Consider the following 26015-nt stretch of genomic DNA (forward strand, 5'->3'; position numbering starts at 1 on the left):
GGCGTTTCGAAGAAAATCCGACACCGCCCTGTCGCATCGGGCCCCGCCCGATCGTCTTGTCTACAAGCCCTCCGAAGGAGACCGTCGATGAGTGATCTGGCCTTGCGTTCCTCCCCCCGCCGCATCGGCCGCAGCGTGCTGGCGGTGATCGCCGGTTTCCTGGCCGTGGTCGTGCTGTCCACGGGCGTCGACGCCGTCCTGCACGCCGCCAAGGTCTATCCGCCGCCGGAACAGGGGATGCACGATCCGCTGCTGAACCTGCTGGCCCTGGCCTATCGCAGCGTGTTCACCCTGGCGGGCGGCTGGATCACGGCCAAGCTGGCCCCGAACACTCCGCTGCGCCACGCCTTCGTCCTGGGCGTGCTGGGCCTGATCGCCGGCACGGCCGGGGTGGTCGCCACCTGGAACCTGGGCCTGGGACCGCATTGGTACCCGATCCTCCTGGCGGTCACCGGCCTGCCCCTGTGCTGGCTGGGCGGCTGGCTGGCGGTGCGGGGACGAACGTCGTGAGGCTGTCGCGGGGCTGGGGCCTGGCGCTGGAGACGCGCCAGGCCTCGAAAGTTGTCATCCCGGAAACGCGCAGCGTTGTCCGGGACCCAGGGGACTGGGCCAACGCGGTGCAGCCGCCCCTGGGTCCCGGACAGCCTCTGCGAGGCTTCCGGGATGACAACCCAAGTGGGGCCTTCGAAAGGCTCTAGACCCGCTCGACCAGCACGCCCGGCCGTTGCGCGTCCAGCCCGAACGTCACCGGCAGGTGGCGCACGTGCGGGGTCTGCAGGTTCAGGGCCTTGGCCCCGCGCGCCACGGCCAGCTTGCCCAGCGCCATCGGGCCAAAGCCGTCCTGCACGCGCGGCTTGGCGCCCAGCCGGCGGCGCAGCACGCCGTTGGCGTAGATGACGTTGGCCCGCATCAGGGCTGGCGGAGTCATGAATTCGATCGAGATCGAGACGTTCAGCATCGGACCGTTCTCGATCCGGTGCGGGGCGTTCTGCCGCCAGGTGACCATGGTCCCGGGCGTCAGGTCGTAGACCTGGGCCCCGGCGTCCCAGGCCGGATCGAAGGCGAACTGCTCGGCGGTCTCCTTCAGGACGATCTTCTCCAGCGCCAGCTCGCCCACATAGGGATCGGCGACCGGATAGACCCAGACCTTCTTGCGCCCCCGGATCTGCCACAGCGACACCAGCGGCACGTCGAGATGGTAGAAGACCTGGGCGTCGGCGCTGCTGATCAGCATGCCCAGATCCCGCTTGAAGGTCTTCAGGCCCGGCGCGCGGGCCTCCTTCTCGGCGAAGATCTCGTCGCAGAGGGCGGCGTATTCCGGCACGAAGTCGTTGGTCTTGCGCAGGTTCAACCAGATGCGTCCGGCCTTGGCGGCCTCCAGCAGCTGGTCGCCGGTCAGATTTCCCGCCGCGCCCTTGCGCCAGGTGGTCCAGGCCTGAGGGTCCTCGCCCATGGTGAAGACGCCCAGCTGGTCGCGCGGATACTGGTCCAGCAGGCGCGCCAGGCCCTCGTCGTCGAACATCGGCCGCTCGTGCAGGCTGTGCTGGAACACCAGGTTCTCGCGGCCGAAGGTCTTGGCCTTTTCGGGGGTCCAGTCGCTGATGACGCTCACGACGCGGTCCTTCCGTAGAAGTGGATCTTGAACGGTCCCCACCACAGGGTCTTGCCCAGCCCCCGTGCGGCGCGGTCCAGCCAGTCGGCGCGGTCGCCCGCGCGGGTCAGCCACTTGAAGCCGGCAACAGCGCCGAACAGCGCGCTCTGAACCACCCCGACGGCCATCCAGCGGGCGACGCCCACGCGGTCGGGGGGGCTGGCGGCGGCGCAGTGCGAGGTCGGGCCCTGGCCGTAGGCGAAGGCCCGGCGGATCGTGTAGTCCAGGCTCAGGCGCTCGGGCACGGGGTCTTCCCAGACCCAGGCGGCCGGCTCCCAGGCGAAGCGCGCGCCATGGGCCTGCATGTGGCCGAACAGCATGTCGTCCTCGCCGCCGATGTGATTGCGCTCCACGGCGAAGGGCGCGGCCGGATCGGGCAAGGCGGCGCGGCGCAGCAGGCTGTCGCCGCAGCCGTAATAGTGGTCGATGACCCCGGCCTCGGCGGGGCCTTCGCGCGAGAAGAAGCGCTCCAGGTAGTCGCGATGCCGGGTCACGCCGACCGGCGCGCGGGCCCGAACCGGACCGAACACCACGTCGGCGTCGTAGCGCGCCTGGGCGGACAGCAGCGCCGCCAGCCAGCCGGTCGGGGCCTCTTCGTCGTCGTCGAGGAAGGCGATCAGTTCGCCGCTCGCCTTGGCCATGCCGGCGTTGCGGGCGTGGGCCACGCCGGGGCGCGGCTCGTGGACATAGTGGACCGCGAACGGGGCCTCGTGGGCCAGCGCGGCGACGGTCGCTCGCGCCGACGGCGTCTGGTCGTTGTCGACGATCACCAGCTCCAGGGCGGCGAAGTCGACACCGACCAAATCCAAGCCAGTTTGGGCGAACACCGAACGCGCCGCGACCGCCAGGCCGTGCGGACGCCGTTGGGTGGGGATCATGACCGTGACGCGCATGGGAGCTCCAGGCTTTGGCGAACCTTAGCCGCCGCGCCTTTGCGCTTGGTTAGCGAACGCGTCGACCAGACCGCGCATGCGTCCGCCCAGGGTCAGCTCGACGCTGGCGATGGCGTCCATGCGGCGGGTCAGGCGTCCGACCGGACCCGCGCCCCGCGAGCCGGCCAGGGCCATCACCCCGTCCAGCGAGTGGGCCATGCGGCCGGCCATGGTCGCGGCCGTGGCCGTGCCGTCGCCGATCTGGACCTGGCTGAGCGCATAGGCGCCCTTGTAGTGGTCGTGGCCGGGGCCGAGGTCGTAGTGGCGCAGGCCCAGGCCCGGCATGGCGGCGATGGCGCGCATGAGGAAGATCTGGCCGGGCGACCACTCGCCATGGGCCGGACTGGTCGAGGCGATCCACGGGTGGAACACGCCGTCCAGCCGCACCCCGAAATGGCCGGCCACCAGCTGGCCGCCGGCATAGAGGTTGATCATCAGCCCCCGGAACGGGCCGGTCTGCTTCTGGAACAGGTCCAGCAGCAGGCCGCGCACCCAGTCGGGGCGCAGGAAGTCATGGACGCCGGTGCGCTCCAGCTGTTCGCGCTTCCAGGCGATCAGCTGGTCGAAGGCCTCGCGCGAGCGGTCGGCGGCGACCAGTTCGAGGGTCCCCATCTCGCGCTCGAGCTTGCTGTCCAGCCGGCGCCAGTTCTTGATCTTCTTGGGACTGGCGGCGCGGACGGCCTCCAGATAGGCCTCGGCGTCGGTTCCGCCCAGGTCGATCACATGAGCGGTCTTCCGCTCGCCGCGGCCGAACACGCCGTGGGGGTCGATCAGGCCGGTGTAGCGGTAGGCGGTCAGGTCGGCGGCGCGCAGCACCTCGGCGGCGTCCAGCCCGGCCTCGGCGCGCGAGACCAGGCCGTGATAGTCCGACAGCGGCGAGCCGATGGCCCGGGCCATGGCGCCGGGACGACGGTGATGCGGCAGGAAGCCCAGGGTCTGCCCCCCGCGACGGATCACGGCCACGCGGGCGTCGTCGCGCACGGCGCCGACGGCGCGCGCGAAGTCCGGACCCAGCAGCGGGCTGGCGAAGGCCGGCTCGGCCGCCGCCATCTCCCGCCACAGCCGCACGTCGGCCTCGGCGAGATCGCGCGGGTGAAGGGTCTCAACGTCCAGCATCGCCACCTGTCCTAAACCGATCCGGTTAGGGAATAGTGGAGCTGGCGCTGCAACTGGCGGGCCACCTTGCCCGGCGCCGATACCCCTGTCAGGCGAACGTGGCCTTCAGGATCGTCTCGATGCCCTGCTGGTCGACGATGTCGAAGGCGGCGGGCTTGTCGGAATCGACGTCGAACACCGCCAGCAGCGTTCCGGCCGCGTCGAACACCGGCACGACGATCTCGCTCGCCGAGCGGCTGTCGCAGGCGATGTGGCCCGGAAAGGCGTGGACGTCCTCGACCAGCTGGGTCTGGCCGGTTTGCGCCGCCGCGCCGCAGACGCCGCGCCCGTAGGCGATGCGCAGGCAGCCCAGCGTGCCCTGATAGGGCCCGACCACCAGCTCGCGCGCCTTCAACGGATCGACCACGTAGAAGCCGGTCCAGAAGTAGTGGTCGAAGCTGCTGGCCAGCATCGAGGCCACCGTCGCCATGCGGGCGGTCAGGTTGGGCTCGCCGTCCAGCACCGAGGCGATCTCGTCGGCCACCTCGGCGTAGCGGGCGGCCTTGTCGGCGGTCAGGGTCTTGTCGTTGAAAGCTTCGGCCATGGGCGGGGATATAGCGCGTTCGGCGGCGGATGCGACCCCTTCGCGCCACATCTAATCCCTGTCATCCCGGACAAGCGCGCAGCGCGCCGATCCGGGACCGACGCGTGAACTCAGCGCTTCCGGCGGTCCCGGATCTTCGCTGCGCTCCGCCCGGGATGACAACCGTTTGAACTACTTGAACGGATGCTCGCCCCACGCCGGCCAGATGTCCGGCAGGTCGCTGGACACCTTGTCCGGATAGACCGGCGCGCGCTTCTCCAGGAACGAGCTCACCCCTTCCTTGGCGTCGCCGGCCGCGCCGCGTGACTGGATGGCCCGGCTGTCGGCCTTGTGGGCCTCCATCGGGTGGTCGGCGCCGGCCATGCGCCACAGCAGCTGGCGCGTCAGGGCCACCGAGACCGGAGCGGTGTTGTCGGCGATCTCGCGGGCCAGGGCCCGGGCGGCCGGCAGCAGGTCCTCCGGCGCGTGCAGCGAGCGAACCAGCCCGCGCTCCTTGGCCTCCTGGGCGCTGAACACTCGGCCGGTGAAGCACCATTCCAGCGCCGTCTGCAGGCCCACCAACCGCGGCAGGAACCAGGACGAACAGGCCTCGGGCGTGATGCCCCGACGGGCGAAGACGAAGCCGAACTTGGCGTCGGTCGAGGCCAGGCGGATGTCCATGGGCAGCTGCATGGTCACCCCCACCCCGACGGCCGCGCCGTTGACGGCGGCGATGATCGGCTTGAGGCTTTCGTACATCCGCAGCACCACCCGGCCGCCGCCGTCGCGATAGATGTCGCCGACCTTGCCCTCTTCCCGCTCCAGCGCCTGGGGGTTGGTGCGGTCGAAGGTGGCCCCGCCGCCCGACAGGTCGGCCCCGGCGCAGAACGCTCGGCCCGCGCCGGTGACGATCACCGCCCGCACCGCGTCGTCGTTGTCGGTGAGGTCGAAGACGCCGATCAGCTCCTTCATCATCCGGGCGGTGAAGGCGTTCAGCTTCTCCGGACGGTTCAGGGTGATGGTCGCGATCCCGTCCTCGACGGCGTAGAGCAGGGTCTCGAAGCTGGGCGCGGCCATGGTGTTTTCCTCCGGGTTTGGCGGCACTCAAACACGCGTATGAATGCCCTGCAACCGCCTTGCGTCCTTCGAGGCCCGCGGCGCGGGCGCCTCAGGATGAGGAAGTCGGTTGCCCTGAATTCCTCATCCTGAGGTGCGTAGCGCAGCGAAGCCTCGAAGGACGCAGGGCTTCCCCGACGACACCCTTGGCCTTCTCGCCAGACCTGCCATTCTCCAGTGATCACCGATCACGCGGAGACACGCGGGGCGGAAAAGGGAGGATCCGATGACGTCGATCATCGAAGCCGACTACATCGTTGTGGGCGCCGGCTCGGCCGGTTGCGTGCTGGCGGCGCGGCTGTCCGAGGACGGCCGCCACAAGGTTCTGCTGCTGGAGGCCGGCGGCGACGACCGGCCGACCAAGAACCCGTCCCAGTTCATGTCCAACCTGATGATCCACATCCCGGTCGGCTACGCCCAGACCCTGAAGGATCCCAAGGTCAACTGGCTGTACGCCACCGAGCCGGATCCCGGCACCGGCGGGCGCTCGCACGTCTGGCCGCGCGGCAAGGTGCTGGGCGGCTCGTCCTCGATCAACGGCCTGCTCTATATCCGCGGGCAACAGGCCGACTATGACGGCTGGCGGCAGCTGGGCTGCGAGGGCTGGGCCTGGGACGACGTCTATCCCTATTTCCGCAAGGCCCAGCACCAGGAGCGCGGCGACTGCGGCGACTGGCACGCGACCGGCGGCCCGCTGAACGTCTCGGACGTCACCGAGACCAACCCGATCTCCGACGCCGTGGTCGAGGCCTGCGTCGAGGCCGGCATCCCCCGCAACGCCGACGTCAACGGCGCCCGGCAGGAGGGCGTGGCCTACTACCAGCTGACCGTGAAGAACGGCCAGCGCTGCTCGGCGGCGGTGGCCTATCTGCATCCGGCCATGGGCCGTCCGAACCTGAAGGTCGAGACCAACGCCCTGGCCCGCAAGGTGCTGTTCGATGGCAAGCGCGCGGTCGGGGTCGAGTTCAGCCAGAACGGCGTGGTCCGCACCGCCAAGGCGCGGGCCGAGGTGATCCTGGCCGGCGGAGCGATCAACTCTCCGCAGCTGCTGCAGCTGTCGGGCGTGGGTCCGGGCCAACTGCTGGCCGAGCACGGGATCGCCGTGGTCCACGACCTGCCCGGCGTCGGCGAGAACCTGCAGGACCACTATGTCACCGGGACGCGCTTTCGCCTGAAGGCCGGAACGATTTCGGTCAACGAGCAGAGCAAGGGAAGCCGGCTGGCGGCCGAGGCGCTGAAGTACCTGTTCCAGCGCAAGGGCCTGCTGACCCTGTCGGCGGCCCACATCGCCGCCTTCTGCAAATCTCGGCCCGATCTCGCGGAACCCGACATCCAGTTCCACATCCTGCCGGCCACGATGGATCTGGAGAAGCTGTTCAACGAGCAGAAGATGGAACTGGAGGGCGCGCCGGGCCTGACCATCGCTCCCTGCCAGCTGCGGCCCGAGAGCCGGGGCCACATCCGCATCAAGTCGGACGATCCGACCACCTATCCGGCGATCTTCGCCAACTACCTGTCCGATCCGCTGGACCAGGAGGTCACGGTGGCCGGCCTGAAATGGGCCCGCAAGATCGCCGCCCAGCCGGCCATCGCACCGCTGATCGACCACGAGATGAACCCGGGCGCCGACTTCGCCACCGACGCCGCCCTGCTGGAGTTCGCGCGCGCCACCGGCTCGACGATCTATCACCCGGTCGGCACCTGCCAGATGGGCGCCGGGCCGATGGCCGTGGTCGACAGCCAACTGCGAGTGCGGGGACTGACCGGCCTGCGGGTGGTCGACGCCTCGGTCATGCCGCGCCTGGTGTCGGGCAACACCAACGCCCCGACCATCATGATCGCCGAAAAGGCCTCGGACATGATCCGCCAGGCCGCCAAGACCGAGGTCGCCGTCTGATGCATCCGTTCCATCACGCCCAAAGCCAGCCGAACAAGCCGGCCTACATCATGGCCGGCTCGGGCGAGGCGGTGACCTACGGAGAGCTCGACGCCCGCTCGAACCAGGGCGCCCAGCTGTTCCGCGCGCTGGGCCTGCAGGCCGGCGACGTGATCGCCATCCTGATGGACAACAACGCCCGCTTCTTCGAGATCGCCTGGGCCGCCCAGCGCGCCGGGCTCTATTTCACCTGCGTCTCGACCAAGCTGACCCCGGCCGAGGTCGAGTACATCGTCAAGGACTGCGGAGCCAAGGCGCTGATCGTCAGCCCGGCCCTGGACGCGGTGGCCCAGGCCGTCGCGCCCTTGATCCCCGGCGTGCGGCTGTTCCGGGTGGGCGGCGGCAAGGACGGGTTCGAGGACTTCGAGGCGGCTCGGGCCGCCATGCCGACGACGCCGATCGCCGACGAGACGGCGGGCTCGGACATGCTCTATTCCTCGGGCACCACCGGCCGGCCCAAGGGCGTCAAGCCGGCGCTGAGCGGCGGGCCGATCGACGCGCCCCACGCCCTGCAGATGATGGCCATGGGCCTGTTCGGCTTCAGCGGCGACAGCGTCTACCTGTCGCCCGCCCCGCTCTATCACGCCGCCCCGCTGCGCTGGTGCATGACCGTGCACAAGCTGGGCGGCACGGTGATCGTGATGGAGAAGTTCGATCCCGAGGCCGCCCTGGCCCTGATCGAGAAGTACGGCGTGACCTGCGGCCAGTTCGTGCCGACCCACTTCGTGCGGATGCTGAAGCTGCCGCCGGAGGTTCGCGCCAAGTATGACGTCTCGTCGATCACCTCGGCGGTCCACGCCGCCGCCCCCTGCCCCGTGCCGGTCAAGGAGCAGATGATCGCCTGGTGGGGTCCGGTGATCTTCGAATACTACGCCGGCACCGAGGGCAACGGCTTCTGCTGGATCAATTCCGACAACTGGCTGGCCCACAAGGGCAGCGTCGGCCAGGCGGTGCTGGGCGAGCTGCGGATCTGCGACGAGGCCGGCGAGCCCGTGCCCGTCCGCACCGAAGGGACCGTCTACTTCGCCAACGGCCCGGCCGTGAACTACCATAACGCCCCGGACAAGACCGCCGAGAGCTACAACCAGCATGGCTGGACCACCCTGGGCGACGTGGGCTGGGTCGACGAGGAGGGCTATCTGTACCTCACCGACCGCAAGAGCTTCATGATCATCTCGGGCGGGGTGAACATCTATCCGCAGGAGATCGAGAACCTCTTGATCACCCACCCCAAGGTCGCCGACGCCGCCGTGGTCGGCGCCCCGCACGAGGAGATGGGCGAGCAGGTGGTGGCGGTGATCCAGCCGCTGGATCCATCGGTCGACCAAGCTTCCCTGGCCGAGGAGCTGATGGCCTTCGTCCGCGCCAACCTCAGCCATGTGAAGTCGCCCAAGCGCATCGACTTCATGGCCGAACTGCCCCGGCACCCGACCGGCAAGCTCTACAAGCGGCTGATCCGGGACGCGTATTGGGGCAAGGGCGAGGGCGGGATCGTTTAGACCGCGCTTCGACATGTTGATCTTTAAAGGTTTTGCCACCATATTATGAAAATGGTGGCAACTTGACAATCCAACGGCTTCCCCTGGCGATCCATACGAATGTCGCCGATCTGCTCGACCAACTTCGCGTGGCGCAGATCGCGGCCTTTGGCGACGGCGCCAGCTTCCTTCGACGAGAACGGAAGGGGCGCTTCTATTGGTATGTTCGATCACGACAGGAACGCGGCGAACGCGCCGAGCGGTATCTTGGACCCGAAACGCCCGAATTGATCGCGACGATCGAAGCCGCCAAGGCCGCGAAGGTCGTGGCGGACGGCCGTCGCAGGATTGTCCGCGCGTTGCGCGGCGCTGGGCTCCATGCGCCCGACGAACGGTCGGCTCGTATTCTTCGCGCCCTGAGCACGGCGGGGGCGTTCCGCCTCCGCGCGGTCCTGGTCGGCACCGTGGCGTTTCAAACCTATGGCGCGCTGCTGGGCTTTATTTTGCCGTTCCAGGCCGTGCGCACGACCGACTTGGATATCGCCCAAGACTACGGCGTCTCGGTCGCGCTGGACGACGGCTTGGATAGCTCGCTTTTCGAGGTGCTGCGCGGCGCCGACCCAGCCTTCGCGCCGGTCCCCAAGCTCGATTCATCGAAGAGCGCGACTTATCGCACGCCGGACGGCTACGCCGTCGACGTGCTCACGACGAGTCGGGGCGACGGTGACGCCGAAACCTCAAGACTAGCCGCTCTCGACACCGATGCGACGCCGCTGAGGTTTCTCGATTTTCTGCTCCGCGATCCCGTGGACGCCGCGATCCTGCACGACGATGGGATTCTCGTTCGTGTTCCTGCCCCAGCCCGCTTCGCGGTCCACAAACTGATCGTCTCGCGCAGGCGCGACCAAGGAGATCCCAAGCGACGCAAGGATATGGAACAGGCTCAGGCGCTCATCCACGCCCTGACCCAGGACGATCCCTTCGCCCTGCGCGAAGCCTATGCCGAAGCCCGCGAGCGTGGCGAGACCTGGCGAAAACTGTTGGATGAAGCCGTCAGTCTGCTGCCGGAGACGGCGAAAGCCGCGTTGGAGGTCTGACCCGTCCAAGGGCGTCGCCGTACCCGGGAGGCGCCAACCTTCGAGGCCGAGGCTTGCCCGCCCCGCTCTCCCGTGCGACCAATCAAACAACTGTTTACAAGAAGCATGCGGGAGCAAAACGCCATGAAGGAAGTCGCCTACGCCGACATCGCCGGTCTGGTCGGCCAGGAGATCGGGGTCTCCGACTGGGTCGAGATCAGCCAGGAGCGGGTCAACCAGTTCGCCGAGGCGACAGGCGACCACCAGTGGATCCATGTCGACGTCGAGCGCGCGACCCGCGAGATCGGCGGCCCGATCGCCCACGGCTTTCTCACACTGTCGCTGATCCCGATGCTGGGGGCGGGCATCCTGCGGGTGACCGGCGTGACGCGCGGCATCAACTACGGCTGCGACAAGGTGCGGTTCACCGGCATGGTCCGGGTCGGCAAGAAGGTGCGCATGCGCCAGAAGCTGCTGGCCGTCGAGCCCAAGGCCGGCGGCCTGCAGATGAAGAACGAATGCACCATCGAGATCGAGGGCGAGGAGCGCCCCGCCTGCGTGGCCGAGACGATCTCGATCATCTACGGGGCCTAAGCCTGATCGACATCCAGGCTCGGTGCGTGGTCCTCGTCCTTCGACAAGCTCAGGATGAGGACCATTTACAAATCCGAGCCGTGGAAAAACCTCATCCTGAGCTTGTCGAAGGACGAGGTTTTCACCCAGACGGTGAAGGCCAATGCGCCTAAGCCTCACCCGCCCGCCATGGTCCGCAGAGCGGCGGCCGTGGCGGGGTCGGCGGGCAGGAAGGTCTCGATGGCCAGCTCGGCCACCGTCACATCCAGCGGCGCGCCGAAGGTCATGGTGGCGCTGAGGAACGACAGCTCACCCGCCGCCGTCTTCAGCCGCAGGGGCGCGGCGATCGCCCCGTCGCCGGCGCGCGGATGGGCCTCGCCGCCGGGATAGGCGGCCAGCTCCCTGATCAGGTCGGCCAGCTCGGCGTCGCCGCTCTCGGCCAGCTGCCGGCGCAGGCGCGACAGGATGTGGCCGCGCCATTCGGCCAGGTTGGCGATCCGCGGCGCGACCCCGTCCGGATGCAGGCTCAGCCGCAGCACGTTGACCGGCCCCTCCAGCAGCCTGGCGTCGACCCCGGCCAGCAGCGGCGCCACGGCCGCGTTCGAGGCCAGCAGGGTCCAGCGCCGGTCGACGGCCAGGGCGGGAAACGGCATGTGGGCGTGCAGCACCGCCTCCACCGCCGTCCGCATCGCCGCCAGGCCCGGATCATCGAACGATCGCTCGGGGAACATCGGCGCGAAGCCGGCCGCCAGCAGCAGGGCGTTGCGCTCGCGCAACGGCGCCTCCAGCCGCTCGGCCAGGCGCAACACCATGTCGCGGCTGGGCGCGGCGCGGCCAGTCTCCAGGAACGACAGGTGCCGGGTCGAGATCTCGGCCTCCAGCGCCAAGTCCATCTGGCTCAGGCGCCGCTTCTGGCGCCAGTCGCGCAGGCGCTCGCCGAAGGTGGGAACGGTGGTGGTCATAAGGCCAGGCTAGGACCAAGCCGGCCCCTTCGCCATTACCTCCGGCGTAATCGACCAGGCTCGCGGCCGCTCCGATGCTGAGGAGGCTCGAACGACGAGCGCCTCGCCGGAGATCGCCATGACCGCTCTCGCTCACCAGCCCAGCCGCCGGACCCTGACCCTGCTGACCGGCCTCGGCGCCGCCCTGACCGCCGCCGGCCCGTCGACCGCCGCGCCGCGCCCGGCCCCCGCTCCCGCCGCCGCGCGAAGCGGAATCGTGGCCCGCGACGGCGCGCGCCTGTTCCACCGCGACTGGGGCGAGGGCCGGCCGGTGGTGTTCCTGGCCGGCTGGGGCCTGCCCTCGGAGGCCTGGGCCTATCAGGCCGCCGCCCTGTCGGACCAGGGCCTGCGCTGCATCGCCTATGACCGCCGGGGCCACGGCCGCTCGGACGCGCCGGGACGCGGCTACGACTACGACACCCTGGCCGACGACCTGGCCGCCGTGCTCGACACCCTGGATCTGAAGGACGTCGTGCTGGTCGGCCATTCGATGGCGGGCGGCGAGATCACCCGCTACCTGACCCGCCACGGCGACGCGCGGATCGCCAAGGTGCTGCTCCTGGCGCCGATGGGCCCCTGTCCGGCGCGCCGCCCCGACAATCCCGACGGCCTCGATCCGGCAATGTTCGAGCAATTTCGCCAGAACGTGCTGCTGCGTGACTATCCGCGCTGGCTGGAGGCCAACAGCGGCCCGTTCCTGACCCCGACCACCTCGCCGGAAATGAAGGACTGGATCCGGGGCATGATGCTGGGCACGTCGATGAAGGCCCTGGTCGAGTGCAACCGCTCGGCCACGGCCATGGACCTGCGCGCGGAGTTGAAGACGATCCGGATTCCGACCTTGATCATCCAGGGCGACCGCGACGCCTCGACGCCCCTGGAGGTCAGCGGCCGTCGCTATGCGGCCCTCGTGCCCGCCGCGCGGCTGATCGTCTACGAGGGCGCGCCGCACGGCCTGATGTTCACCCACATCGAGCGGCTGAACGCCGACATCCTGGCCTTCGCCCAGAGCTGACCCGCCGTGAAACGACAGAGGCCGCGGGATCGCTCCCGCGGCCTCTGTTTCGTCAGTTCCGCCTCAAGCTAGCGCTTGATCGCGTCGCCGATCTTGTCCTGGGCCTGGCCGACCTTGTTCTGAACGTCGCCCTTGGCCTTCTGGGCCGCGCCTTCGGCTTCGAGGCGTTCGTTGTCGGTCGCCTTGCCGGCGGCTTCCTTGACCGCGCCGATGCCCTTGTCGACGGCGCCTTCCACTCGGTTGGTGCTCATGGTTTCGCTCCTGCTGAATTTGAACTCCCCCTAGAAACGGGAAGGTCCGGAGCGAGGTTCCTGTGTCGCCTATCCTACAGTGAGGCGGCCTACCGGCCGACCGCCATGGCGGTGGCGGACACCGCCGCGGCGGCCTGGCTCGCCGCCTGGCTGGAGGGTTCGATCGGCTTGGCGGGTCTGGCCTGGATCACCGGCGGACCGGCCGTCTTGTCCAGCAACGAGACCGTCTCGCGGATGTACTTGGCGTGGGTGACGATGCCGATTTCCAGGCGCTCGCCCGACAGCTCGACCTGCTGGGTCAGCATGCCGGCCACGAACTGCACCTCCTGGCTTTCGGTCGACCCCGGTCGACGGCGCGCGCCCTCGGCCATGAACACCGGCCCGCCCGAATTGCCGGGGAACACCGAGAAGTCCATCAGGAAGGTCGGAAACACGCTGGCCGGGGCCAGCGGATAGGACGCCACCCGGCCCGAACGCAGGATCGGGAAGCCGGCCGGATTGGCCGACAGGCCGCGCGGAAAGCCCAGGGCCATCATCTCGTCGCCGGGGCCCAGGCCGTACTTGTTGAAGGTGTCGTCCTGGGCCAGCCAGGCTAGGGGGATGGCCGCCTTGGTGAACTCCGGCGGGGCCTCGACCTCGATGGCGGCGATGTCGCGGGTGGGATGCTTGACCCACAGGGCGTGGTCGCCGTCGCGGATCTTCAGGGTGTGGGGATCATAGCGCCAGACGCCGTCGGCGCTCTGGATGCGATAGCCGATCTTGGCCGAGACGCCGGGCATCTTGTCGAAGACGTGGGCGGCGGTGACCAGGATGGTGCGGGGGCGGCCGTCGGGAGTGGGATCCTCGATCAGGAAGCCGGTGCCGACCGTCCGTGATCCGTCGCCGAGCGGCTGTTCAAGCTGCACGGTCGCTTGGATCAGGTCGACCGACAGGTCCCAAGCCATCTATGCCCTCACGCCCCCGGATTCACGCTACGCGAGGGTCAGTTTGACCAGCGCCGTCTAGGCGCACAAGTTGGCGTTCTGACGCATCAGGGGGAAAAACTCACCATGAACCGGCGCAAAATGATGACGAGCGCGGCCGCTGTCATTACGTCGGTGTCGGTGATCCCCCCCGAGAACGCCTTATCCGAGAGCATGATGCCAGAGTCTCCCCCGCCTGTCGCGCCAGTCGCTCAGAAGATCCCCAAACGCACCGAGCAGTTGGGCCGCGTCCGCGTCGACGACTACGCCTGGATGAAGGACGACAACTGGCAGAAGGTCCTGCGCGATCCGACCTTGATCAAGCCGGAGGTCAAGGACCACCTGACCGCCGAGAACGCCTATGTGAAGGCCATGCTGGCCTCGACCGAAGGCCTGCAGGCGGCGATGTTCGAGGAGATGAAGGGCCGCATCAAGGAGGACGACGCCTCCGTCCCCGTCCCCGACGGCCCGTTCGAATACTATTCGCGCTTCAACATCGGCGGTCAGCACCCGATCTTCGCGCGCCGGCCGAAGGGCCAAGGGGGCGCCAAGGCGGACGGCGAGGAGATCCTGCTCGACTGCGACGCCCTGGCCAAGGGCAAGGCCTACAGCCAGGTCAGCGCCGCCGACCACAGCCCCGACCACAAGCTGTTCGCCTACGCCGAGGACGCCCAGGGGTCGGAGGTCCACCACATCTATGTGAAGGACCTGGCCACCGGCGAGGTCCTGAAGGAGCCCGTCGAGAGCAGCACCGGCGACTTCGCTTGGTCGCCCGACTCCCAATGGCTGTTCTGGACCCACCGCGACGACAACGGCCGATCGGACAAGATCTACCGGCGCCCCGCGCGGGGCGGGCTGAAGGACGACGTGCTGGTCTATGACGAGCCGGACGAAGGCTTCTTCGTCAGCGTCGGCACGACCGGTTCGGACGCCTTCATCACCATCAGCGCCGGCGACCACGAGACGTCCGAGGCCCTGCTGATCCCGGCCTCGGACCCCACCGCCGAACCGACCGTGGTCGAGCCGCGCACCGTGGGCCTGCGCTATTTTATCGAGCACTGGGACGGCCGCTTCGTCATCCTGACCAACGCCGACGGGGCCATCGACTTCAAGCTGGTCGAAGCGCCGATCGCCACGCCCGGCCGCGCCCACTGGAAGGACTTCGTCCCGCACAAGCCCGGTCACTTCATCACGGGTCTGGCCGCCTACAAGAATCACCTGGTCCGCGTCGAGCGGGTCAACGCCAACACCCGCATCGTCATCACCGACCGCGCCACCAAGGCCGAGAAGCCGATCGTCATAGACGAGGAGGCCTATGTGTTGGGCCTGGAAGACGGCTACGAGTTCGACACCCCGGTGATGCGCTATGTCTACCAGTCGCCGACCACGCCCCGGCAGTGGTTCGACTACGACATGGCCACCGGCGAGAAGGTCCTGCGCAAGACCCAGGAGATCCCCTCGGGCCACGACCCGGCCGCCTATGTCACCCGGCGGCTCTACGCCGAGGCCCCCGACGGCGCGCAGGTTCCGATCACCGTGCTGATGAAGAAGGGCGTGGCTCTGGACGGCCAGGCGCCGCTGCTGCTGTACGGCTACGGCAGCTACGGCATGTCGATGGATCCGTCGTTCTCGATCCGCAACCTTAGCCTGGTCGACCGCGGCTGGATCTGGGCGACGGCCCATATCCGCGGCGGTTCGGAGAAGGGCTACGGCTGGTTCCTGGACGGCCGCAAGGACAAGAAGAAGAACACGTTCACCGACTTCATCGCCTGCGCCGAGCACCTGCACGCGGCCGGCTACGGCGCGGCGGGCCGCACGGTGGCCTATGGCGGCTCGGCCGGCGGCATGCTGATGGGGGCGATCACCAACCTGCGGCCCGACCTGTGGTCCGGGATCATCGGGGCGGTGCCGTTCGTCGACGTGCTCAACACCATGAGCGACACCTCCCTGCCCCTGACCCCGCCGGAATGGCCCGAATGGGGCAATCCGTTGGAGGACAAGGACGCCTACGACTACATCGCCAGCTATTCGCCGTACGACAACGTCACGGCCAAGCCCTATCCGGCCGTGCTGGCGACCGGCGGCCTGTCGGACCCGCGCGTCACCTACTGGGAGCCGGAGAAATGGACGGCCCGGCTGCGCGAACACACGACCAGCGGCGCCCCGATCCTGCTCAAGATCAACATGGAAGCCGGCCACGGCGGGGCTTCGGGACGGTTCGACTTCCTCAAGGAGATCGCCTTGGACTATGCGTTCGCCGTGTGGGCGGTCGACAAGGGATGGGCCAAGGCGTGATGGGTGTGGCGTTGAAGAACAAGGCCCTCCCCCTGTGGGGGAGGCGGCGCGCAGCGCCGGTGGGGGGATACGTCGGGCGTTCGATCACTCCCCCCTCCGTCGGCTGCGCCGACACCTCCCCCATGGGGGGAGGACTTTGATGAGCGTCACCATCCGCCCCTCCACCGACAAGGACCTGGTGGCGATCACCGCCATCTACGGCTGGAACGTCCTCAACGGCCTCGGCACCTTCGAGGAGGTCCCGCCGGACGAGGCCGAAATGGGCCGCCGCCGCGCGGCCTTCCTGGCCAAGGGTCTGCCCTATCTGGTCGCCGAGCAGGACGGGGTGGTGCTGGGCTACGCCTATGCCGGCCCGTTCCGCCTGCGCGCCGCCTATCGCTACACGGTCGAGGACAGCGTCTATGTCGGCCCCGACGCCGTGGGCAAGGGCGTGGGCAAGGCGCTGCTGTCGGCCGTGATCGAGATCTGCGAGGCCCAGGGCCTGCGCCAGATGTGCGCGGTGATCGGCGACAGCGGCAACGCCGCCTCGATCGGCCTGCACACGGCGCTGGGCTTCGAGCAGAAGGGCGTTTTCCCCGACATGGGCTACAAGTTCGGCCGCTGGGTGGATCTGGTCTGGATGCAGCGCCCGCTGAACGGCGGCGGTTCGCGCGAACCGGACGCGCCGGGGATGGAGTTGCGCGGCGTCTAGAAAGATGACGGCGATGCAACTTGCCCCGCCGTCCTCGCCTGCCTAGGGTCCCCGTCATGCGCGGCCTTCGCACCCTGATGCTGATCCTGCTGGCGGCGGTGTTCGCCGTCGGCGGACCGCTGCGCGCCCTGCCCGCCCAGGCCGGGACCGTCCCGCCCTGCCACGAGACAGCGGCGGGCATGGACGAAATGGCGGGCATGACCCACGACAAGGCCCCGCCCCACAAGTCCAAACCCGACGCCCTGGCCATGAGCTGCTGCGCCGGCTGCCTGCCCGCCGCCGCCCGCGACATCGCCCCGGCCGCGACGCGGGGCGCGACCGTCCGCATCGCCTTCGCCCCACTCAGCCAAGCCGTCGACGGCCTGAGCCCGGCGCCGGAACACGGCCCTCCCAGACCCCTCGCCTGAAGCCTTCCGCGCGGCCGCCGCGTGGATCATTGTTTCCTTGCTTCAGAAAGGTCGGTCCGATGACCACCAAGATCACTCGCGCTTGGCTGCTGGCCAGCGCCGCCGTCGCGGCGAGCCTATGCCTGGCCGCCCCTGCCCAGGCCCAGGACCATGCCGGCCATGACATGGACCGGATGTCCGACGCACAGATGACGGACGCCGAAATGGCGACCATGGCCGTCGACGCCGAAACCATGGGTGCTTCCACGCCCATGCGCAGCCCGCTGGGCGCCTATCGCATGCAACGCGACGCCTCCGGCACCAGCTGGCAGCCCGACGCCTCGCCGATGGACGGCGTCATGGTCCACAAGGGCGGCTGGATGCTGATGGGCCACGCCCTGTTCAACGGCGTGTACGACGACCAGGGCGGCCCGCGCGGCGACGACAAGGCGTTCCTGGCCGGCATGGTCATGGGCATGGCCCAGCGCCCGCTCGGCGGCGGGACCCTCGGCTTCAAGGCCATGCTCAGCCCCGATCCCTTCATGGGCAAGAGCGGCTATCCGCTGTTGCTGGCCACCGGCGAGACGGCCGACGGCCAGACCCCGCTGGTCGACCGCCAGCACCCCCACGACCTCTTCATGGAGCTGGCGGCCAGCTACAGCCGTCCGCTGGGCGGCGGCTTCGACGGTTCCCTCTATGCCGGCCTGCCGGGCGAGCCGGCGTTCGGGCCGCCGGCCTTCATGCACCGCCAGGCGGCCATGGACAGCCCGGAGGCCCCGATCACTCACCATTGGTTCGACTCGACCCACATCACCTTCGGCGTGGTGACGGCCGGGGTGTCGCGCCAGACCTGGAAGGTCGAGGCCAGCGCCTTCCGCGGCCGCGAGCCGGACCAGAACCGCTACGACATCGAGACCGGCCGGCTGGACAGCGTCGCGACCCGCGTCTCGTGGAACCCGACGCCGAACTGGGCCCTGCAGGCCAGCTGGACGCGGATCAACAGTCCCGAGGCCCTGGAGCCCGGCGATGACGAGGCCCGCACCTCGCTCAGCGCCCTCTACGCCCGTCCGTTCGGGAACGGCGGCTCGCTCAGCGCCACCCTGGCCTGGGCCCGCAAGGACCGCATCCCCGGCGACGCCCTGCAGGCCTGGCTGTTCGAAGGCGCCGTGAAGCCCGACCCGCACTGGACCGTGTTCACCCGCGCCGAGCAGGTCGAGCAGGACGAACTGGCCGGCCATCACGGCGGCGCGGCGACCGTGCGCAAGCTGTCGGTGGGCGCGATCTACGACGTGCCGCTGTCGGACACCGTCAAGCTCGGCTTCGGCGGCCTGGCCAGCGCCTTCGACGCCCCCGCCGCGCTCGGCTACGACGATCCGACCGGCGGCATGGCGTTCGTGCGGCTGAAGATCGGCTAGCGCTCTTTGTCTTGACGCGCCTTCTTCACGCGAACCGGTTCCCGCTTCGCTCGAAGGCGACCTGGCCAAAGAAAAACCCCCGCCGTCGCCGGCGGGGGTTTTGCATTTCCAAACCTCCTAAGAGGTCGGATCAGCCCTTGCGGCCGCGCGGGGCCTTGGCCTTCCGGCCGCCTTGACCCAGGCCCAGGGCCTTGGCCATGGCCGAGCGCGCTTCGCTATAGGCCGGGGCGGTGGTCGGATAGTCGTTCGGCAGACCCCACTTGGCCTTGTATTCGGCCACGGTCATGCCGTGCGTGGTCAGGTGGCGCTTCAGCGTCTTATAAGGCTTGCCGTCTTCGAAGCTGATCAGGGCGTCAGGCGTAATGCTGCGACGGATCTGAGCCGGCGTAGCCTTCGTAACCGTTTCCACGGGAGCCGCTTCAGGAGAACCAATACCAGCCAGAGCATCGTGAGTCGCTCGGATCAGGGCCGGCAAATCGGAAACCGACGTGCTGTTATTGGCCACGTAATTGGCGACGATCTCGGCAGTGAGCTCGATCAGGGTAGCCTTGTCTTCCACGAGGGTGTCTCCGGTGGGTACTTGACTTGGAAATACACCCGCCCTGTCGAAATACAAGTACTCAATCCGGGTAATCGTGCTTGCCAAGCCCTTAAGGCAAGCGAATCTTGAGAACAACGACGAGAAAATCGCCTCGCGTCTAAACCATAAGAAGCGGTCAAGGCCTCGTTAGCCGGTCGCTGAGCAGCCCTTTCAGACCGATGTTGCTCGAACAAAAGTTTCAACGTCGCAATGATTCGTGGCGTCGGCAGATCAGGCAAAGATCAGCTTTCTTCCAATGGCGCGCCTTGTCGAAGCTGGGCCTTGCCCTTGAAACACAAAGACTTGTCGCCGCCGAGCCGACTTGAGCGACGATATGTGATCACAGACGCCGTCTAGGTTTTCAAAGGCCAAGTCGCGCCGCCGGATGCTGGAAGACTTCAAGACGCCAAACCGCGCGCGCCTCAGCTCGGCGAGCCCGCCGGCGGTCGAATCTCAGGCGTGAGACGCACGGGCTAATTTCTGTGGAAAACTGCGATTCAGCGTCAGGCCGCGGCGCGACGACCCGGAGGCCGCCGAAGCGGAAGCTGATTTAGAGGAAGAAGAGAGTGGCTGGGGAACTAGGACTCGAACCTAGAATGACGGTACCAAAAACCGCAGTGTTACCATTACACCATTCCCCAGCAGGAACGGCGAGACCCTCGGGGCCCGGCGAGGCGGTGGAGATAGCGCAGGAGTCGGACGGATGCAACGTCGCTTTGAACTTCTTTTTTCGAGGTGATTTTTGTCGCTTGCGAGACCGTCGAGGCCTGTCTATAAGCCGCCCTCCAAGTCGGAGTGTGGCTCAGTCTGGTAGAGCACTGCGTTCGGGACGCAGGGGTCGCAGGTTCAAATCCTGCCACTCCGACCATTATTTTCCCGAGATTTCCAAACATACAGCCTGGCGGCGCCGCCCCTCGCGGTGTCGCTCGAGCCGCGCCAGCGTGGGGGTCATGTTCGATCCCGGAACGCTAGGTTGCGCGCTGTTCATTTGACCGCCGCGCCAGGGTCGCTACTAGCTTGCGCGACAATAGGCAGCAGGACGTCCGATGAAGCAGTTTCTCATGACCGTGGCCGGCGTTTTCGTCGGCTTGGTGTTGTTCCTTGTCGGCGTCCCCTTCCTTCTGATCGTCATGGCGGCCGGCGCGGCCCGCCCCGCCCCGGTTCCTGCCCACACCGTGCTGCAGCTGGATCTTCGCGGCGGCCTTTCCGATCAGGATTCGCAGAACCCGTTCGCGGCCTTCGGCGGCGGGGGCGGCCAGTCGGTGATGTCGATCATCGAGACGCTGCGCCGCGCCGAAACCGACGACAAGGTCAAGGCGGTGCTGGTGCGCCTGCCCGAGGGCGGCATGGCCCCGGCCTCGGCCGACGAGCTGCGCCTGGCCTTCAAGCACTTCCGCACGGTCGGCAAGAAGCCGATCTTCGCCCACAGCCAGGGCCTCTATCCTTCGGGCCTGGTCACCTCGACCTACATGCTCGGCGCGGCGGCCAGCGAGTTCTGGATGCAGCCCGACAGCTCGCTGCAGGCGACGGGCGCGTCCAGCGAGGAGATGTTCTTCAAGCGCTTCTTCGACAAGTACGACGTCAAGGCCGACTACGAGCAGCGCTACGAGTACAAGAACGCGGTCAATCCCTACCTCTATAGCGACTACACGCCGGCCCACCGGGAATCGACGCTGTCGTGGATGGGCTCGGTCTACACCACGGCCCTGACGACGGCCGCCCAGGACCGCAAGGTCGATCCGGCCGCCCTGATCAGGACGATCGAAGCCGGCCCCTACAGCGCCGAGGAGGCCAAGGCCAAGGGCCTGATCGACCGCGTCGGCCAGGTCAAGGAGGCCCAGGACGCCATGCTGTCGCGCGCCGGCAAGGGCGCCAAGCTGGTGGACTTCGACGACTACGTCTCGCGCGCCAAGCGTACGCCGCCCAAGGCCGGCCCGACCATCGCGGTCGTCTCGGCCGAGGGCGCGATCATGACCGGCAGCGGCGAAGGCGGTTCGCCGTTCGGCGGCGACAGCACCATCTATTCCGACCAGGTGGCCAAGGCGCTGTACGACGCCATCGACGACAAGGACGTCAAGGCGATCGTGTTCCGGGTTTCCTCGCCCGGCGGCTCGGACACGGCCTCGGAGCAGATCCTGGCCGCCGTGAAGGCCGCCAAGAAGGCCAACAAGCCGATCGTGGTCAGCATGGGCACCTACGCCGCCTCGGGCGGCTACTGGATCAGCTCGGGCGCTTCGGCGATCGTCGCCGAGCCCACCACCCTGACCGGCTCGATCGGCGTGTTCGGCGGCAAGTTCGCCCTGGGCGACGCCCTGGCGCGGTTCGGCGTCGACACCCGCCAGGTGCATGTGGGCGGCGACTATTCGGGCGCGTTCGGCACGAGCCAGGAGTTCACCCCCGACCAGCGGGCCAAGTTCGCCGCCTGGATGGACCGCATCTATGTCGGTTTCGTCGGCCGCGTGGCCGAAGGCCGCAAGCTGCCCGTCGAGCGCGTGCGCGAAATCGCCAAGGGCCGAGTCTGGACCGGCGTCCAGGCCAAGCAGCTGGGCCTGGTCGACGAGCTGGGCGGCTTCTACGAGGCCGTCGACAAGGCCAAGAGCCTGGCCGGGATCAAGGGCGAGGTGAAGCTCAAGAAGATCGGCGCCTCCAAGTCGCCGTTCGAGGCCCTGGAGAAGGCGCTGGGCGTCAGCGAGACCTCGATGCGCACCCTGGCCGCCTCGGCCTGGTTGCTGGGCGATCCGCGCTCGCAATCGATCCTGGACGAGATGGCCAAGGCCCGGCTGCGCTCGACCCCCAGCGGGGCCTCGGTGCTGGCCGAGACGCCGGTTCACTAGGCTCGGCTTTCGTTAGGCGAGGACCAAGGGCCGTCCGGGCGACCGGGCGGCCCTTTTTCGTGCCCGGTCCCCAGGGATCCAAGGCCCTCCCCCCATGGGGGGAGGCGGCCGGAGGCCGGTGGGGGGAGGTTTGGGGTCGCCGACATGGATCCGGCCATCGGCCGATCACTCCCCCCTCCGTCGGCTTCGCCGACACCTCCCCCACAGGGGGAGGGCCTTGGATGCATGGTTTCGCCGCCTCACGCGGAAGCCCGCTGAGCTGGTGGGGAGGGTGCGAAGCGCCCGGGCCTCGCCCGGATGATTTGCAGTTTTGAATACCGTTTCGACGAAGTTCAGGCGCTTCGCGCGGCCGTTATCCGGAAGCCTTCGGATCGCGGATTCTTAACCCGCTCCGATGGAGGCCCCCGACGGGCAGGACGTTGGCGCGTCCTGGACCGTGCGGGCGATTTCAGCCCGCACCTGCCGCTCTCGCCGATCCCCCGCCGCCTGGGCTTCGTCCTGTGTTGCAAGGAACCTGCCCAGAACCGTCGCGAAGGCGTCCACCGAAGGACCACCGACAAACGCTTCCCGCTCGACCACCCCCGAGGCCGCAGCGGTCGCCGTACGTGCGCCCTCCCCGTGCCTTCAGGTGGGATCATTATGCGGGCGGTTCGAAAGGGTGAGGATCAAATAGGTCCAGAAAGTTCAAGACGTTGAAATCGCTGGACCTTGCCCGCTATCCGCCGAGCATGGACGCCTCGGGATCCAGGCAAGCGCCCAAAGAAAAACGGCGGGCTCGTGAGAGCCCGCCGCCTTCCTAGTCTCAAGCGATGAACCGCTTAGAACGCCCAGTCGAAGCCGAAGCGAACCGAACGCGGCGGTTGGTAGGCCGTGACCTTCTGGTAGTCAGGGTTGTGGGACCCAACGGCGCCCGATTGTTCGCCGAACTCGTCCTTCTCGATGCCGGCGTCCAGGTTGAACACGTTGAAGATGTCGGCGCGGAGCACCAGGCCACCTTCTTCCTTGTCCATGTAGGGCAGGCTCGGGATGAACTTCGACGGCACGGTGTAGCGGGCCGACAGGTCGAAGCGGGTGACCCACTCGCCTTCGAACACCGAACCGCGGTTCGCGACCTTGCCATTGCAGAAGCGAGCGGCGGCGCCGTAGCTGCCGTTGGCGATGTCGGCGTCCGGCGTCGAGCCGGTCGGAGCGTTGCCGATGCAGCCGTACTTGCGCGGCGAGATCACCGACAGGTTGGAGCCGATCAGCAGGTCGTCGGTCACGGCGTACGAACCGAACAGCTTGATCTGATGGCCGCGGTGGTTCGGCAGCAGACCATAGGTGCCCGGGATGAACGCCAGGTGGTCGAAGTCGACGGTGATGCCGGCGTCGGTCTGACCGTTGTCCGAACGCGAAGCCCCTTCGAAGTTACCCTTCGATTCGGAGATCGTGTACGAACCCTGCAGGCCCCACTTGCCGTCGAACGCGCGTTCGAAGCTCATTTCCAGGCCGAGATATTCGCGCTTGGCCTTCGGGAACTGCATCTGCTGGGCGGTGACCGTGATCGTCTTGATCGTGGTCTCGCCCGGCAGCGGGTCGGCGAGCGTGATGTTCACGTCGCTGCCCGGATTGATGATCAGGTACTGGTGTTCACCGAACCACACGTCGGCGCAACCGGTGCCGCCGGCGTTGTTCAGAGCGTAGCCGTTGGCCGCGCACCAGTTGCGGATGCCGTAGTCCAGCAGGGCGTCTTCGCTGATCCGACCCAGATCGCGATAGGTGACGTTGACGTTGGCGGTCCACAGCTCGTTGAAGCGGTGCTGGAAGCCCAGGATGTATTCGTCCTGATAGGTCGACTTCAGGTTATGGGCCGCGATGGCGTCCGCGTCGGGCGAGGTGCCGTTGTTGCGAACGTTGCACGACTTTTGACCCACGGGAGCCGCCGAACCGACGGTCGCCGGACAGGCGACCAGGCTGCCACCTTGGATTTCCGCGCCGAGACCGGCCGCGGGCAGAGCCGTGCCAGGGGTCAGAGCACCGAAGGTCGCGCTGCCGCCAGCCGGGAGCCAGAACTCCGAGATGTCGATGGCCGGGCTGGCCGCGCGGAACGCGGTGTTGGACGCGACCGGCAGGTAGGTACGGCCGTACGAACCGTACAGCTTGTCGTTACGATCGCCGAAGACGTCGTAGGTGAAGTTGCCGCGCAGGCCGATTTCGTTGTCGAACGACGAGAACACGTTGCCGTTCGGATCGGCCACCGAGAACTGGTCCTTACGGACGCCGATGCCCAGGGTCAGGCGATCGTTGATGTCCCAGGCGTCCTGAATGTAATAGGCCTTGTTGACGCCGTCGAAGCCGCCGCCGGTCTGGAACTTGCGGCCCTCGATGTACTCTTGGCCCGCCGCGACCGCGCCGCCCAGAGCGCCAGCGGCGCCGGCCTTGCGGTAGGTGTAGTTGCGGCCGCCGTTACGCACCGAGAACTGCGTCAGGGTGGTGTTTTCGCGATCGTAACCGAAGCGGACGTGGTGGCTGCCGAACAGCTTGAAGTACAGGTCGGCGTCGGCGCGATAGAATTCGCGTTCGGCGAGCGACGGGAAGGTCGTGGCCGAGGCGTTCTGGTTGCTGATCGTGACCGCGGTGCCGATACGGGCGTCTTGGACCAGCGGTTGGCTGAAGAGGTTGCCCACCGAGGCGTTGTCGACTTCCGAACGACCGTAGGCGGCCGACAGGGTCAGCCAGTCGGTGAAGGTGCCGGTATAGCGGGCGACATAGTTCTCGCCGCCTTGATAGAGCGTATTGGCGCTGGTGCGGCCCGGCAGGATCTCATCGTTGGCCAGCAGGTAGTTGTAGCTGTCGCGCTTGCGCTTACGGCTGGTGTCGAAATAGGTCAACTCGACGTGCTGGCGGTCGGTGATGTAACCGTCCAGCTTGAAGGCGTAGAACGGGTCGGCGGTGCGGTCCTCGACATAGGTGCTCTTCGCGATGCCGGTGGTCGAGTTGGTCGCCGTGGTGGTTTCCAGGTTCTGGAAGCTGGCCAGACCGTAGAAGAACAGGTGGTCCTTGATGATCGGGCCGCCGGCTTCGACGATGAAGCTCTTGTCCGTACGATTGACCAGCGAGTTGCGGGTGATCGTGGTGTTCGGAGCCTTCTCGCGCAGGCTGTTCGGCTCGTAGTTGCCGTGGATCGCGAAGGTGAAGTCGTTCGAACCCGACTTGGTCACCGCGTTGATCACGGCGCCGGTGCCGCGGCCGAATTCGGCGGGATAGCCGCCGGTCTTCACTTCAACCGACTTGTAGAACTCGAAGGGCACCAGGGTGGCGCCGATGCCGTTCACGAAGTTGGTGATGTTCAGGCCGTTGACGAAGAACACGTTCTCGCCGATCGACGCGCCGCCGACGGCGGCTTGCGACTGACCTTGGCTGACGAAGGTGCCGACGGTGTCGCCGGGGACGGCCGACGGAGCCAGCAGCGTCAGGGCGGTCACGTTGCGGGCGATCGGGACTTGCTTGGTCAGGGTTTCGACGTCGACCACCAGACCCGTGGTGGTGCCGGCGAAGTCCAGCTGCGGGTTGGCGGTGCCGGTGACGACGACTTCCGACACTTCGGCGCCGGCTTCATTGATCGTGAAGCCGTAGTTCGAGGCGGCGCCGATGCTGACCTTGACGTTGCCGTCGCTGGTGGGCTGGAAGCCGGCCTTGTTGATCGTGACCGAATAGCCGCCCGACGGGATCAGGGCGGCGCGGAATTGACCGTCGGCGTCGGTGGTCAGGTTGCGCTCGAAGCCCTGGGCCAGCGACTTGACGACGATCGTCGCGCCGGCGACCGGGGCGCCGTTGGCGTCCTTGACGGTGCCGATCAGCGTGCCGCTCGAATAGTCCTGGGCGCTAGCCAGGGTCGGGATCGCCGTGGCGACCGCGGTCAGGGCCAGCGGCGCGGCGACGGTGGCCAGGCCGGCCAGCAGCGTCGACGTCAAAAGACGCGCGCGAGCGCCGCCCTTGGTGGAAGTCATCTTCATAATATCCCCTCTAGCATGGCGAAGCACCCCGACCGCCCGCACGCGCCCTTTTCGGGGGCGTTACGTTCGGCCTGTACGGGTTTTTGCCCCAACTCCACCACGAGAACTTAGGTGTCCCGGAAAACATTTCCCCGGTTGGGGTGACGTTAG

Annotated in this window: 20 protein-coding genes, 2 tRNA genes and 1 pseudogene; 12 read left to right on the forward strand and 11 right to left on the reverse strand. The window is 67.8% G+C overall.

Going from position 1 to position 26015, the window contains the following annotated elements:
• The first annotated feature begins 87 nt into the window (after nt 1–87).
• Complete coding sequence (locus ASD21_RS13580; RefSeq protein ID WP_056441927.1) at nt 88–510, forward strand: hypothetical protein; 423 nt, start codon at nt 88–90, stop codon at nt 508–510.
• 184 nt (nt 511–694) lie between these two features.
• Here ASD21_RS13580 and ASD21_RS13585 read toward each other — a convergent pair whose 3' ends face one another.
• The 5 genes from ASD21_RS13585 to ASD21_RS13605 all read right to left on the reverse strand — a co-directional run bounded on the left by ASD21_RS13585 (nt 695) and on the right by ASD21_RS13605 (nt 5338).
• Nucleotides 695–1726 carry a hypothetical protein gene (locus tag ASD21_RS13585; protein ID WP_156398372.1) on the reverse strand — a complete coding sequence of 344 codons (1032 nt, stop codon included), beginning with the start codon at nt 1724–1726 and terminating at the stop codon, nt 695–697.
• Nucleotides 1609–2544 (reverse strand): glycosyltransferase family 2 protein, encoded by a 936-nt coding sequence (locus ASD21_RS13590; protein ID WP_056441933.1) that lies wholly within the window; start codon nt 2542–2544, stop codon nt 1609–1611. The genes ASD21_RS13585 and ASD21_RS13590 overlap by 118 nt, the downstream gene beginning before the upstream one ends.
• Before the next feature lie 24 nt (nt 2545–2568).
• A complete protein-coding gene (locus ASD21_RS13595) occupies nt 2569–3699 on the reverse strand; it encodes a GNAT family N-acetyltransferase (protein ID WP_056441935.1) in 1131 nt (376 codons plus the stop codon).
• Nucleotides 3700–3787: 88 nt separating this feature from the next.
• Nucleotides 3788–4282: a GAF domain-containing protein gene (locus ASD21_RS13600; RefSeq protein ID WP_056441938.1), complete on the reverse strand. Its 495-nt coding sequence runs from the start codon at nt 4280–4282 to the stop codon at nt 3788–3790.
• Nucleotides 4283–4453: 171 nt separating this feature from the next.
• A complete protein-coding gene (locus tag ASD21_RS13605; protein ID WP_056441941.1) occupies nt 4454–5338 on the reverse strand; it encodes a crotonase/enoyl-CoA hydratase family protein in 885 nt (294 codons plus the stop codon).
• Nucleotides 5339–5603: 265 nt separating this feature from the next.
• Between ASD21_RS13605 and ASD21_RS13610 the strand changes: the two genes are divergently transcribed.
• From ASD21_RS13610 to ASD21_RS13625, 4 genes are all read left to right on the forward strand, one after another.
• A complete protein-coding gene (locus tag ASD21_RS13610; RefSeq protein WP_056441945.1) occupies nt 5604–7274 on the forward strand; it encodes a GMC family oxidoreductase in 1671 nt (556 codons plus the stop codon).
• Complete coding sequence (locus tag ASD21_RS13615) at nt 7274–8812, forward strand: acyl-CoA synthetase (RefSeq protein WP_056441950.1); 1539 nt, start codon at nt 7274–7276, stop codon at nt 8810–8812. The genes ASD21_RS13610 and ASD21_RS13615 overlap by 1 nt, the downstream gene beginning before the upstream one ends.
• A gap of 62 nt (nt 8813–8874) precedes the next feature.
• The gene (locus tag ASD21_RS13620) at nt 8875–9888 is read left to right on the forward strand and encodes a nucleotidyltransferase family protein (RefSeq protein WP_056441953.1); all 1014 of its coding nucleotides are present in this window, start codon (nt 8875–8877) and stop codon (nt 9886–9888) included.
• Between the two features lie 123 nt (nt 9889–10011).
• Complete coding sequence (locus tag ASD21_RS13625; RefSeq protein WP_056441956.1) at nt 10012–10461, forward strand: MaoC family dehydratase; 450 nt, start codon at nt 10012–10014, stop codon at nt 10459–10461.
• Nucleotides 10462–10616: 155 nt separating this feature from the next.
• Here the strand turns inward: ASD21_RS13625 and ASD21_RS13630 are convergent, their stop codons facing one another.
• Nucleotides 10617–11402 carry a helix-turn-helix domain-containing protein gene (locus tag ASD21_RS13630; RefSeq protein ID WP_056441959.1) on the reverse strand — a complete coding sequence of 262 codons (786 nt, stop codon included), beginning with the start codon at nt 11400–11402 and terminating at the stop codon, nt 10617–10619.
• Between the two features lie 118 nt (nt 11403–11520).
• On the opposite strand from ASD21_RS13630, the gene ASD21_RS13635 reads away from it, so the two are divergent.
• Nucleotides 11521–12456, forward strand: coding sequence for an alpha/beta fold hydrolase (locus ASD21_RS13635; RefSeq protein ID WP_082554757.1), 936 nt, complete (start codon nt 11521–11523; stop codon nt 12454–12456).
• A 63-nt stretch (nt 12457–12519) separates the two neighbouring features.
• Here ASD21_RS13635 and ASD21_RS13640 read toward each other — a convergent pair.
• Both ASD21_RS13640 and ASD21_RS13645 read right to left on the reverse strand, forming a co-directional pair.
• Nucleotides 12520–12707, reverse strand: a pseudogene (locus ASD21_RS13640) (CsbD family protein).
• Nucleotides 12708–12796: 89 nt separating this feature from the next.
• Nucleotides 12797–13651 carry a trypsin-like serine peptidase gene (locus ASD21_RS13645; protein WP_056441966.1) on the reverse strand — a complete coding sequence of 285 codons (855 nt, stop codon included), beginning with the start codon at nt 13649–13651 and terminating at the stop codon, nt 12797–12799.
• 195 nt (nt 13652–13846) lie between these two features.
• Here ASD21_RS13645 and ASD21_RS13650 point away from each other — a divergent pair, with 195 nt between their 5' ends.
• The 4 genes from ASD21_RS13650 to ASD21_RS13665 all read left to right on the forward strand — a co-directional run bounded on the left by ASD21_RS13650 (nt 13847) and on the right by ASD21_RS13665 (nt 18456).
• Nucleotides 13847–15964 carry a S9 family peptidase gene (locus tag ASD21_RS13650; RefSeq protein ID WP_442856973.1) on the forward strand — a complete coding sequence of 706 codons (2118 nt, stop codon included), beginning with the start codon at nt 13847–13849 and terminating at the stop codon, nt 15962–15964.
• A 139-nt stretch (nt 15965–16103) separates the two neighbouring features.
• Complete coding sequence (locus ASD21_RS13655) at nt 16104–16655, forward strand: GNAT family N-acetyltransferase (RefSeq protein WP_056441972.1); 552 nt, start codon at nt 16104–16106, stop codon at nt 16653–16655.
• Between the two features lie 56 nt (nt 16656–16711).
• Nucleotides 16712–17062, forward strand: a complete 351-nt coding sequence (locus ASD21_RS13660) for a hypothetical protein (protein WP_056441976.1) — start codon at nt 16712–16714, stop codon at nt 17060–17062.
• A 59-nt stretch (nt 17063–17121) separates the two neighbouring features.
• Entirely contained in the window at nt 17122–18456 is a 1335-nt protein-coding gene (locus ASD21_RS13665; protein ID WP_056441979.1) for a hypothetical protein, read from the forward strand.
• A 130-nt stretch (nt 18457–18586) separates the two neighbouring features.
• On the opposite strand, the gene ASD21_RS13670 is transcribed toward ASD21_RS13665, so the two are convergent.
• Complete coding sequence (locus tag ASD21_RS13670; RefSeq protein ID WP_012285398.1) at nt 18587–19015, reverse strand: MucR family transcriptional regulator; 429 nt, start codon at nt 19013–19015, stop codon at nt 18587–18589.
• A gap of 588 nt (nt 19016–19603) precedes the next feature.
• A tRNA-Gln gene (locus ASD21_RS13675) sits at nt 19604–19677 on the reverse strand.
• 150 nt (nt 19678–19827) lie between these two features.
• Here ASD21_RS13675 and ASD21_RS13680 point away from each other — a divergent pair.
• Together ASD21_RS13680 and sppA are read left to right on the forward strand one after the other, a co-directional pair.
• Nucleotides 19828–19904, forward strand: a tRNA-Pro gene (locus tag ASD21_RS13680).
• Nucleotides 19905–20082: 178 nt separating this feature from the next.
• A complete protein-coding gene (sppA, locus tag ASD21_RS13685) occupies nt 20083–21870 on the forward strand; it encodes a signal peptide peptidase SppA (protein ID WP_056441981.1) in 1788 nt (595 codons plus the stop codon).
• 818 nt (nt 21871–22688) lie between these two features.
• On the opposite strand, the gene ASD21_RS13690 is transcribed toward sppA, so the two are convergent.
• Nucleotides 22689–25859, reverse strand: a complete 3171-nt coding sequence (locus tag ASD21_RS13690; protein ID WP_056442450.1) for a TonB-dependent receptor — start codon at nt 25857–25859, stop codon at nt 22689–22691.
• Between the last annotated feature and the right edge of the window lie 156 nt (nt 25860–26015).

Origin of the sequence: Caulobacter sp. Root1455 (assembly GCF_001426905.1) — a bacterium.
Taxonomy (GTDB): Bacteria; Pseudomonadota; Alphaproteobacteria; order Caulobacterales; family Caulobacteraceae; genus Caulobacter.